The 13,038-nt window shown below is 42.3% G+C and carries 6 protein-coding genes; all 6 read left to right on the top strand.

Annotated elements, in window-relative coordinates; genetic code table 11:
- Positions 1–22: 22 nt before the first annotated feature.
- The 6 genes from FIV01_RS12760 (at position 23) to FIV01_RS12735 (ending at position 13,025) form a co-directional block, all read left to right on the top strand.
- Positions 23–1,051, top strand: coding sequence for a TauD/TfdA family dioxygenase (locus FIV01_RS12760; protein WP_152431325.1), 1,029 nt, complete (start codon positions 23–25; stop codon positions 1,049–1,051).
- Between the two features lie 11 nt (positions 1,052–1,062).
- A complete protein-coding gene (locus FIV01_RS12755; protein WP_152431324.1) occupies positions 1,063–2,625 on the top strand; it encodes an NAD(P)-binding domain-containing protein in 1,563 nt (520 codons plus the stop codon).
- Between the two features lie 134 nt (positions 2,626–2,759).
- Complete coding sequence (locus FIV01_RS12750) at positions 2,760–3,842, top strand: hypothetical protein (protein ID WP_152431323.1); 1,083 nt, start codon at positions 2,760–2,762, stop codon at positions 3,840–3,842.
- 45 nt (positions 3,843–3,887) lie between these two features.
- Positions 3,888–5,642, top strand: a complete 1,755-nt coding sequence (locus tag FIV01_RS12745; RefSeq protein ID WP_152431322.1) for a non-ribosomal peptide synthetase — start codon at positions 3,888–3,890, stop codon at positions 5,640–5,642.
- The gene (locus FIV01_RS12740; RefSeq protein ID WP_172971836.1) at positions 5,635–9,951 is read left to right on the top strand and encodes an amino acid adenylation domain-containing protein; all 4,317 of its coding nucleotides are present in this window, start codon (positions 5,635–5,637) and stop codon (positions 9,949–9,951) included. The genes FIV01_RS12745 and FIV01_RS12740 overlap by 8 nt, the downstream gene beginning before the upstream one ends.
- A gap of 8 nt (positions 9,952–9,959) precedes the next feature.
- Positions 9,960–13,025, top strand: coding sequence for a non-ribosomal peptide synthetase (locus FIV01_RS12735; RefSeq protein WP_152431320.1), 3,066 nt, complete (start codon positions 9,960–9,962; stop codon positions 13,023–13,025).
- Positions 13,026–13,038: the final 13 nt, after the last annotated feature.

The following is a 13,038-nucleotide window of genomic DNA, read 5'->3' as shown; positions in this document are numbered from 1 at the left end:
TTTATTCTAAATAGTGACAGGAATGGAAAATTATAAAAAATATTGTCTAACGACTGAAGACCTGCAATTGATCAATCATGCTTGTAAGCAGTTGATGGCAAAACATGACTCAGTTGAAACAGATAGTTTCGCCAGAGATTGTGCTGTGTATGCGATGGAACTTAGCAGGAGCTTGAGAGAGGCTGTATTAGACTTCAAAAACACAGCTCATAGTTACGCATCATTCTTAATTGAGGGGCTTCCGATTGATATTGAAAATATTCAGACGCCCAGAACATGGGACTGTGACTGGCATCATTCTGAGACGTTTTCATATGAAGTCATCCATTCATTAGTCTCCTGCCTATTCGGTGAAATTTTTGGGTGGTCAACGCAAGAAAATGGTCGTTTTATGCGTCATGTTGTACCAATCAAAGCAGATGCTTATGAGCAGCTGGGGTCAAGCAGTACAGCTGAACTTGACTGGCACACGGAAGAAGCTTTCCATCCAACACCAGCTGATTATGTTTCGTTGATGTGTTATCGCAATACAGAACAGGCAGCGACATCATTATGCCATGTCGATAAAATTGTTAGTCAGTTAGATGAGGAAACAATTGATATTCTGTTCAGCAATTTATTTTGTATTGCTCCAGATACATCACATCACGTTAAAGAAAATAATAGTGATCATTGGGATATCGATATTCATAAGTACCATCTCAGTGATGAAGCAAAATATGTCGATACACCGATTTCAATTTTATATGGGAATCGGAAGAGGCCTTTTATGCGAGCAGATCTGCCTTATATGGCAGTGCTTGGTGAGAATAAAGGCGCAGCAAAGGCACTTGAAAAGTTTAAGTTGATTGTGAACCAATCTCTGATTGATGTCTGTCTTATTGAAGGGCAGATTATGCTGATTGATAACAGAAGGGCTGTGCATGGGAGGCGTCAATTTTCAGCGAAATATGATCATTATGATCGATGGCTAAAAAGAATCAATATCATCAGAGATCTGCGTTCTTTAACATCAGAATTTAACCAGCTTTGCGACAGGCGTATTATATAAGGGATTTTATTATGCATCATGAATATATCATTATTGGCGCTGGACCAGCTGGATTACAGCTCGCTTATTATCTCGAGAAATCAAATGAAGACTATTTGATTCTGGAAAAGGGAGATTGCTCGGGAAGTGCATTTAAAACATTGCCGAAGCATGGAAAGCTCATTTCTATCAATAAGGTTTATACAGGTTACAATGATGATGAAATAAATCTTCGTTGGGACTGGAATTCATTATTAAATGATGAAGGGTTTCTTTTTAAAGATTACTCTAAAAAATATTTCCCTGATGCAAAAGATTTAGTTGATTATTTAAATGACTTTAAAGATAAGTTTGGAATAAACGTAGCTTACAATACCGATATTGTATCCATCGATAAAGGTGAACATTTTTCATTAAGGGGTGCTGATGGTAAGGTATACACATGTGAGAAACTTATTATTGCAACTGGGTTAGCAAAAGAAAATAAGCCTTGTTTTCCTGGGAGTGAATATGTAAAAACTTACACCAAAGCTTCAATTAATCCTGATGATTACAAAAACAAATCTATTTTGATATTAGGAAAAGGTAACTCTGCTTTTGAAACGGCTGATAATTTGATTGAAACCGCGTCAGTTATACATATGTTAAGCCCAACACCAGTGAAGTTGGCTTGGAAAACACATTATGTAGGACATCTGAGAGCAGTAAATAATAATATATTAGATACCTATCAGTTAAAGTCACAGAATACTATTCTCGATGCTGAAGTGACTAAAGTTACCAAAGATAATGAAAAGTATATTGTTGATTTTTCTTATACTCACGCGAATGGGCAGCATTGGCAGATTATTGTCGATGAGATTATTTCTTGTATAGGTTTCTCTTTTGACGACAGTATGTTTGAAGGTGCTGCAGTCCCTCAGATTACAGATAATAAGAAATATCCGAAAATGACAGAATCCTGGGAATCTTCCAATGTCGAGGATATGTATTTCGCCGGAACTATTATGCACATGCGTGATTACAAACAGTCGTTTTCTGGTTTCATACATGGATTTAGGTACAACGTGAAAGCACTAGCTGAAATATTAAAAATGAAGCAAGGCAAAGATGCGTTTCACCGTGAGAAATTACATTCATTTGAATCTGTTTATAAAAAAATCATGCAAAGGATTCATAGTAATTCATCGCTATATCAGCAGCCTGGGTTTATTAGCGATATTCTTCTTATTAATGATGGCAATGTTGAATATGTTATCGATATACCAGTTGATCTCATTGAAAAGATATATCGCAAACAAAGCCATATTAGATTCACATTTGAATACGGTAAGAAAGAGCATCCCGATCCATTTAATGTTGTCCGGGTGCCGGATGATGGCGACAGCAGTACATTTATTCATCCTGTGTTCCGAGTCTATCAGGATGGTGTCATCGTAGAGGAGTACCATATCCCTGAAGACTTACAGAATGAATGGGATAAAGAAATGTATACGACTCCTTTTCAAAGTTTCTTGAAAATGGTTTTACCATTGGAAAGGAAAGAAATGTCTCAAAATGAGAGGCATGAAACGTTAGATAACTATTGTTTATAAGGAAAAAATCATGAAAAAGTCAAAGGCACAGAAAAAATCGAAAATTAGCCGTAACAAGAATGGCCAGTACTTAGGCAACCTGATCGGCTAAACCGGTATGCTCCCCATAGATTTGGGGAGCGTATGGAGAACGTATGATTGTAATTAGACCAGAAAAATATAAGCAGTTGGGTGCGTCTGAAAACTGTGATTTTGTCCTGCTGACAAATAGTGAATTCTCTGACAAGTTCGAAATATCAACGGAGAATGACTATCTATCAACAAAGATAATTGTTTGCGATACACCAGAAAGCTTTCATGACATTTTGGATAATAAAAAGTTAGCTCATCAAACCCATTTTCTTGTCATTTCTCCTCATGTCTTATTCTCTTCACCACCAGAAGAGAAAATTGCAGAGAAGTGTAAGATTATTTCAATGCCATGTAACTCTACAGAAATATTCTTGGACGATATAAGTTATTTCTTGGAGAAGATGGAGTTGACTGATCCTGATGCTCAAAAAGCTTGGGCGGATTATTTCTTTGACCATGTTGAAGAGTCCGATCACATTCAGTTTGTTGATAAAAAAAACGGTTGTGAAGCCATTTTTCTTCACGATAGTGACGAATATTGCTGGTTTGAGCAATTGGGTCGTCTTAGTTGGGGAGAGCAGCAATTTGTACCCTCTGGTGAAATCAGCGTCTTGCCGCTGTTTCACGGAAGTTACAATGCTAATAAGCGGTTAAATATTCAGGGAGAAATTGCTTTTCGTGGATATCCCATTGTGAACAGTGGCTCTGTGTCTTTTTTAAGAGAAGACCAGAATAAAATTTTCGATGCACTAGAGTCGCTTTATGAAGTGCCGGTTGTTGCAACCGTCGAGCATGGTGTGATTACTTCACTACGCAGTGACATCGAGACCCACCCCGCAATTGTGATGTTAGAGAAGTTGTTTGATATCGACTCGCGCTACAGAATCATTTGGGAGATTGGTTTTGGGACTAATCATGATATCGATTTCCAGAAAGGAAACCGTTCACCTAATGAATGTTATGGCGGCAGCAATGGTACAGTTCACTGGGGGTTAGGCTTAACGCCATGGACCCAGTATCATATCGATATTATTTGTCCGGACACTGTCGTTTATGCGTCAGACGAAGTCATGATTGCCGGCGAAGCTAACGATAAAAAGTCGCTGAGACGTGTGAAATCGGCAGGCTGTCCATGTATTAGCTAATACGCAGGTAAGTCAGACCTTAAATTGGATGTTGAAGGTAGCACAATGGAATGCAATTCACACTCACAATTCGGTACTGTTCTTGAAAAGCTCAAAGACAATGCAGAAAGAACACCTAATAAGCTAGCTGTAAATGGTGATTTAGGGTCTGTTTCATATACTCTGCTTGAGGCGCAATCTGATCAACTAGCGTCTATCCTAATCAAAGACAAAGGGATCAGGGCCGGAGATATTGTGCCACTTGTCGCTGGGCGGACAAATCATAGCCTGATTTGTATGCTGGCGTTATTAAAGGCTCGAGCTATCGTTTATCCGATTGAGGTAACAAATTTTGACGCGGATACTCAGAAAGCCTTGATGACCGATTCTGGTCTGTCCTTTTCTGAACCATTGGTGGCATCTGATCTTAGTATTGCATTTGAGAACATTGTACTTGATCAGCTTATTCTGGATTCAGGTACGGACGATTTACCTGATATGGGGCTAGAGTCAGGTGGGTTTCTTTATTTCACCTCAGGTAGTGTGAGTAAGAAAAAGCCTGTTTTTGTCAGTACTGAAAACATCAGTCAGCGTATTTCAAATACAACCAGAGATTTGGGCTTTGACCATCACCTGAATGCTCTCTGGTGTTGCAGTGTTTCATTCGATATCTCTCTTTTTGTAACCTTATCCACTTTATATTGTGGTGGCACTCTCATTACCCCACCGAAGGTATACCTTAATGAACTCTCAGGCTATCTGAATACCATTAAACAATACAGCGTCAACTTTATTAATCAGGTGCCTTCGTTTATTCAGGCGCTGTGTGAGTTTTCCGATTTTGAGGAAAAGTTGAATCTGAAGTATCTGTTTTTGGGCGGTGATGTTTTAACGAAAGACGTGCTGGCGCAGGCTTTGTCCTGTTTTGATACTGATGTTGTCGCGAATATTTATGGTCCTACTGAAACAACCATGCTTGCGACTCACTATGTCATCGATCAGGAAAATTATCGTAACTTGAAAAGCTTACCGATTGGTCAACCTTTCAGCGGCACTGTCATAGAGGTTCTCGATGAACATATGCAGCCCTTGCCAGACGGCGAGGTTGGTGAAATTTATATTTCTGGGATAGGCATGTGCCGGTATCTGAATCATGATAACAGCAGTTTTATTCCCTGTGACTCAGGAGCTGTGGCCTATCAGTCTGGCGATTTTGGATATATTGACTCAAATGGTGACATTGTTTTTGAAGGGAGACGGGATGAGCAGGTCAAGATATCTGGTATCAGACTCAGTCTTTCGGAAATCGAAAATCAGATATTAAAGACCAATGATATTGTGGATTGTGTCCGTATCGCCAGTCTTTCAGTTGATGTAAAGGCAATTTTAAATACTGACTTACTTGTATTTTATATTCTTGCTGACTCGGCAAAAGCCGGACAGGTTCCTGTGTTTACAAATGTCATGCCTTCCTCTGTCAGCTACAAGGCCATTCAGATGGAGCAGTTTATTTACAATGAAAATGGAAAAATGGCGCTCAAAGATATGACCAAGACTTACGTCCATTTACTGACTGAGCGAAAAGCGGCTACTTATATGTCTCATGATGATCCCCGAGATAAATTGGTTAAAACCATTCTTGGTATTGATAATTTCGATCATACGAAATCGTTCAGGGAGTTAGGGGGGGCTAGTTTAGTGGCTCTGAAACTGAGATTCGAGATGAAGAAGCAATTCGGTATCGAGATCAATATCAGAGACCTCCTGACATCGAAGCAGTCACTCAAAAATCTGATGGATGGAGCTGTATCAGATGCATAACGTTTACAGTTCATACACACCATGGCAGCAGGCTCACCCTCAACAGGCTGTGCTGTACAAAATGTTTCTAGAGAATGCCGCGAAGTGTGATTTATATAAAATCAGTCAGCTTTATCGGGTGCGAAACTGCTCTTTGGAGCAACTGAGCAAATCTATTCAGAAAGTCATTTCAGATTTGCCTGTGCTGAGTGCTCGATTCAGATGCTCAAGTGATGTTGTGGAAGTATGCTTTGCCCATGGGTATACGCCTTTTATTCAGCAGAACCCAGACAGTGGCAAGTTGTTACCACATCAGTTTACCTGCTCAGATCTGGAGCAGAGTGAGCTGGTTAAAGTTTCAGTCAGTCCAGGGGAAGGTTGCTGTTGGTTTATCCTATCCATTCACCACATTGTCTGTGATGCTCACACACTGGCATGGATTGAGGCGCGGCTGGAAAAAGAACTGATAGGTAAACTTGAAACGTCCACAGCATCGGCTGATCTGGCATCATACCAAGCCTACACCGACGAAGTTATTGCTTGGCATGACAGCGAAGAGAGAATGGCTCAGCTCAGTTTTTGGCGGGATCGGCTGATGGACTATCAGTCTGCGGTATCTTTGGTCAATCTCGAAAAACAGATCGATCGGGCTGATGATGCTGCTTTTTCCTATGAGTTTCAGCTTGAGGAACCAGTGCTGAATCAGTTTAACCATATTGTTGAGTCTGCTGAAGTCACCCCTTTTGTTCTGATGCTAGCGCTTAGCGAGATTTTTATTGCCAGATATTTTGATCAAGAAACATTTATTCTAAATACAAGTTTGGACCAGCGCGGTTATTGGAATTCATCTGCAGATGTCGGATTATATTCAAGTTATTTTCCCGTGTGTTGTCATGTGAAGCCTGAGCGGTATTTTGGTGATCTGCTTGTTCAGACTCGGGATGATTTCTATGAGGGGCTGATCAACGGAAAGGTCTCACTGTATGATCTGATTGTTGAGTCCGGTGTTGATGTGACAAGGGCCTCTGTACTACTGGAATTTACGGAAAGTACTGGGGTACATGGGACTTTGGAGTATCTGTGCTCTTTCAATGAGAAAATTGATTTTCCGTTGGTCATTTCGGTCTGTCGAACGGCTTCCTCATTGAATATCAAAGTTATGGGGCGGGCTGACCACTACCAGCATGAATCAACATTTCATGGAATGTGTCTGGCCTTACAACAACTGATTGAAAAAACACTGTCACACCCGAATGTAAATGTCGCGATCAATCGAGTAAATGATGACATTTATCAAAAGACGGAAGAACAGCTGTCATTTCGCAGCCAGCCCAGTCACCTGATCCGTGAATTTGAAAAAGTCGTAGAAAAGCACAGCCAATGTCCGGCAATCCGGTTTGAACATGAAGTCTATACGTTTGATTGGTTAAATAAAAAAGCCAATACAATTGCGAGAACTCTCATCAATACCTTTGAGATTCAGCCACAGGCAACTATCTGTATTCTGATGGAACGCAGTGTGTTTTTGCTACCGATCATTATAGGGATCCTCAAAACCCGTGCCCAGTATGTACCGTTGTCCCCGTATGATGGGGAAGCGCGGCTGTGCAGTCAGCTTGAACTCACGCAGCCGGATCTGGTGATAACTAGCCCAGTATTTGAAGGGATGCTGTATGGACTTTGTGCAGAAAGAACTGTCACGGACCGAGCATTATTTGAGTCTGATGAAAGTTCTGCGAATCTGGTGCTAGCATACTCTCCGGAGGACATTGCATATACAATTTTCACCTCTGGCTCAACGGGGTTGCCGAAAGGTGTGGTGGTTCCTCATCAGGGCATAACGCATACCGTGCTCTACCGTCAGCATTACTACGGATTAGATGCCAGTGACGTTATTCTTCAGTATCCATCCGTTTTTTACGACTCTGCCGTTAACGACTATTTTTCGACCTTACTGTCCGGTGCGTCGCTAGTGCTGTTCAGTGATAGTGACAGAAATGATGTGGTGGCATTGGCTCGGTTGATCAAAAGTCACAAAGTCACTCATTTCATGATGGTGCCCGCGATTTATTTAGCTTTGTTAGAAAGCCACTCCGGTAGCTTGAAGGGGGTCAGGCAGGTCGTTTTATGTGGCGATACTCTTAGCATGTCTTTAATTCAGTTTCACCAGAAGAGTCTACCGGATACTGAGGTTTATAACGAATACGGTCCTGCTGAAACGTCAGTTTGGAGTACCGTTTATCAGTTTGGTCCTGAAGATGATGAGGTACTGATTGGCAAAGGTATTGCTCACCACCTAGTGGATATTATTCATCCAAAGTGGGGGCTTTGTTTTGACAATGAAGTCGGCGAAATTTGTGTAAGTGGGCCAGGTCTCGCACAAGGGTATCTGAGAAATCCGGTTGTCACGGATGAAAAATTTGTCGCCCATCCAATTCATGGCAAAAGAATGTACCGAACCGGCGATCTGGCGTCCCGGAATGCGGCAGGTGAACTGCGCTTTGTCGGACGGGGGGACAACTTGGTGAAAATAGCTGGGGCAGGCGTTGAATTAGAAGAAGTCGAGCGGATCATCGCTGAAACACTTTCCGTGAACCGTTTTCATTTGGTGTATGTTGAGGAAGGCGACAATATTGGAAGCTTGCTGTGTCTTTATGAGCAGGGAACAAACACCGGATTATTGAATCGTGATCGCCTACTGACATTTTTGCCTGCCCGAATGGTTCCCGCACATTATCATGATGTTGCTGAGATTCCATTATCGGTGAACGGAAAAGTCGACAGGAAAGGTTTGAAACGCATCGCACAGGTTTATCTGAGTACGTTGAATCAAGCGACAGTAATCACGCCAGCAGATAAGATTCAGAAAATTTGGCGTAAAACACTTGGCAATTTGGAAATCTGTGATACCACCTGTCTCTACGAGTTAGGTGCGTCCAGTATGGATTTCATTCAGCTTTCAAAAGATCTGAATGATACGCTGACAAATCCAATTCCATTGAAAGAGTTGATGAAGAGTTCAACCTTTAAGGAATGGTTGTCACTTTACGAGACGGCAACAGAAGTTAATCAATTGCACTTAACTGACAGTGATATATGGAGCGCTTCCTCTTCGGCTTGCCGCTTTCTGGTGACGAGCTTACTCCAGCAGGATAAATCAATCTTTAACATTCTGGATTATTGGAAGCTCGATAGAGAATTTCCTGTGGCTGACTTGCGCCAGGCTTGTCAGGCGGTTATTCGTCAGCATGATGTACTGTCTTCTACATTCTTGCTTGAAAAAGGAAGGATCACCAGAAAGTCTGTTGCTGTTGACATAGACCAAGTTTATCAGGAACTGGAAATTCAGGATAGTACGTTGGAAGAGATGCTCAACCGAATATTCAGAAGAAGCTTATCTCTGACAACCCAGCTGTTTCAGTTTTATTTATTGCAACATGGTACAGAGCGATACTTCGTCATGCTTATTCATCATGCTATCGCGGATGTTTTCAGCATTGATAGAATCATGGCGGATATCGAAAGGCATTCTTTTGCCTCAGGTACACCTGAAAGCAGGTACTCAGAGACACGTAGTGAACAACATGTAGTTGGTGCAAGATCTCTCCGTGAAGCTGAGCAGTACTGGACCCAGAGTCCTACGGGAGGAGAAGCTTATCTGTTGAAGTTGCCTACAGACTTTCCCAGAGAACAAAAAAATGGTGAGGGGAGTGTCTGTCATCATGTCCTGTCCGACTTTAGAGGCGATGTCGCTTCTGCTGCTCAGCACTATCGGACCACTGAATTTTCCGTGTTGTCATCAGCTTTGGCTATGATGTTAAGCGACATCACTCAGTCCTCTCAAGTGTCTTTTGGCTTTCCATATAACATCCGCCGCTTGCTTAGCAGCGAGGAAGTTGGTTGTTTTTTAAATCCGATCCCAGTCGCGATGGATATCGCGGCTTATACATCGACCGATCAAGTCATTCAAGCTGTTTCTGAAACTCTAGCCGACAGCATGGCGTATGGCGCTTATCCGTTCGAACGTATAGTCTCGAGTAAAGGAATTAAGTGGCCAAAGGGGCGCTTTCCGCTGTTTGATGTCGGCCTGACGTTAGAGTCGCTGGATACGCCCGAAATGCCTAGTTCAAGGTATATGATGAAACAGTCGTTTACCCCGACTCGGGTGTTTTCCCAAAATGACTTCTGGTTCTATATCAATCTTGAACAAGACGATATCGTGCTGGATGTTTTGTTTGATACCTCACTGTATCGTGAAGAAAGTATCGCTCATTTCGTTAAGGTGTTTTCTCGGAAGCTTCATGAAATCGTCAGCTTTAATCAGGTCTAGGTGTAGTTATGTCCTCAGTTCATCAAAGTCGTCTACTTCAATCTCTGAAAAGTATGGCGGTCAGGCATTGTCAGAAAACAGCGCTCATTTACCAGGATCAAGAGGTGACGTATGCTGAATTGTATGCTCTGGCAGAAGTATATCAACAACGGATTCATCGCTGCTCTCCCAGTTGTGATTATGTCTATCTGTATCTGGATAAAGGCATTGAACTGATTGCTGCAATCCTCGCTGTGATTCAATCAGGCCGGACATTTATCCCAGTGGACGCTAATACACCACCGCGTAGGCTGAATCAGATTCTGGATGATGTTGCGTGTGCTTGTGTACTGACTGAAAAACACTTGGCATCTAATATTGATAGTAAGATCCCTTATGACTGTCTTGATGAGGCAACAGGAGGAAAACATACATCTCTACCGGGTAAATTTGTAACAGACCGTTCAAGTTGTTATGCCATTTATACGTCAGGCAGTACTGGCCGTCCCAAAGGGGCGATTATCTCTCATCAGGCATTACTGAATGTGATTGAGCAGTCGATTTCTGAAATGGCGATATCGAGCGATAGTAAGATTCTGCAGTTCTCCTCGATTGGATTTGATGTATCGTTATGGGAGATTTTCACGTCACTGCTGAGTGGCAGTACCCTTGTGATTGCGACCAATGCTCAGCGTTATGATTTGGATGCCCTCCAAATTCTGATTCATGATGAGGCGGTGGATACGGCCTTTTTCATGTCGACTTTCTTAACTCATCTACAGCCTAGGCAATTTCCAACGATTAAAACGGTGGTGACTGGCGGAGAAATGTTTGGTGAAAAGATTGTGGCGCAGTGGGCAGACGGTAAGGCGCTGTACTACGTGTATGGCCCCACTGAATGTGCCATTTTCCAGTCTATTGTGCCATGCGAGAAAAATGTTCCTGCTGTACCTACGGTTGGTCATCCTATTGCCAACATGCATTTTCATCTATACGAGGTTGTCGGGAGCGAGGGAGATGTATTCGAGCTAGGGATCTCGGGGATTGGAGTCGGATACGGCTATTTGAACCGAAAAACATTGACGAAAGAGAAATTTGTTCAGGATCATCAGGCTGGCGTGATTTATCTGACGGGTGATTTGGTCAAAAGACGTCCGGATGGTGAACTCGATTTCTATGGGAGAAAAGACAGGCAGATCAAAATAAACGGTTATCGGGTCGAAATCGGTGAAATTGAAAATACCATTCTCCGCCAACAGGGTGTGGAATCGTGCTGTGTTGTTGTTGTTGAGTTAGCACAGTCTAAACAGCTGTTCGCCTATGTTTCATCGTTACCGAGCTCAGACGTGAATGAAGCTTGGCTACTGGATTCATTAAGAGCATCATTGCCCGGATATATGATCCCCGATCATATTAGGTTGATCGACTGTCTGCCTAAAAATCAGAACGGCAAGATTGACAGAAAGCTACTCAAAGAACAGGCTAGTGAATCGCTGAATAATCACTCTGCCCCTAGTTCAGAAGAACTGACTGAACACGAAGCCAAATTGGCGGAATACTGGAAGAAACTGCTGAAGATTGACGCCGTTGGTCAGGAGGATGATTTCTTTCTGCTGGGAGGTACCAGTGCATTAGCCATTCGGTTGGTTGCGGAACTTGCCGATTATGCTCTGAAGTTTTCAGACATTTTAGAACTGCGCACCTTGGTCAAAGTGGCGGCGAAAATGACACCCGTTACCTCAGTTACTGAGGAAGCAGCGGTGGTGAATGTGCAAAACGGAAAGACCAAAGCGACCCATACACAGACAAGCATCTGGTTTGCCAGCTTGAGTAGCGAACGTAGCGATATTTATGATCTCAGATACGCTTACCAGATTAGCGGCAATATCGATTGCGCGCTCCTGATGAAAACCCTGACAACTCTATTACATAAGCATGAGTCTTTGAGAACTTCCTTACGGCTTGAGAGGGAACAGATCCTCCTCGAAGTCGGTAATGCGGATAAAATTATTCGACAGCACGATCTGTCTCTTGAAACTCCTGAAATTGTGCAGCAGCGAGTCGGAGAAGCTCTAAGTCAACCGCTTGATATTGAAAGCGGCACCTTTTCTGCGGTTGATGTGTTTGACGCTGGCAGCGAGATTTTCCTTATTCTGAAAGTGCATCACACTGTCTATGACGGTTGGTCACACGACGTTTTTCTGAAGGATCTGGAGTCTATTTACTTTGGTTATTGTTATGGATATACATCAACAGATATTGAAGAAGCGTTGCCTATTAAGGATATCTATCAACCGAAGGTAGTCACGAATAATGAAAGACAGGCTTCTTGGCTCTATTGGCGTCAAATGTTAAGCCATGATGCGGTGGCAACTGTGCCCGTCTGTGCTGAGAGAAATTTAGTCCCAAGCGGCGATGGTGGTCAAAGTGTCCGTAAACTTGACGACAGGTTAGCTTCATTACTGCGTAAGTTTGCTTTGGACAATAAACAGACCCTTTTTGTAGTACTTGCATCTTTGGTGCAATTAGTAATCCGGAGTTACAGCGACAATGAGCAGGTTCGTTTAGGGACGGTTAGGGCAAATCGCGAACAGAAGACGCGGCTTGATCAGATTGGTTTGTACGCTGAGACATTTTTAATTAATAACACTATCAATGAAAAAAGTTGCCTGAGTCATATAGTCGATGGGTGTGAACGGAGCTTGATTGAATCCACAAGATACGACAGCATTTCGTATCTTGAGCTGGTTTCTCAGTTTCCGTCTGCCGCCATCCACTACTGGGTGACTGTCGTTGAAGCCGAATTTGAACCCTTTCATGAAGATACCTCAATCCAATGGGAGAAGCTGCCTCTTGAAGAAGAAACAAATCTGTTTGATTTGAGTTTTATTTTTGAGCTCGAGAACAACGATATTTATTTGAAATTAGTGTTTGCTGGAGATTTGTACTCCGAAGTCAAAATCGACGAATTATTAGATCGATTTGAATCGATAGCTACATGTTTCCTTAAAGACCCAGAAACCAGTTTTTCGACATTATCTGACAGCTTGATGCTTTCCAACAGAAAGACATTTTTACAAGAGCGATTTAACTAGAGAATTTAGGATT

This window comes from Vibrio aquimaris, from assembly GCF_009363415.1.
GTDB lineage: Bacteria > Pseudomonadota > Gammaproteobacteria > Enterobacterales > Vibrionaceae > Vibrio > Vibrio aquimaris.
Note: the sequence above shows the minus strand (reverse complement) of the source record. Positions and strands in the feature narration are given on the sequence as shown.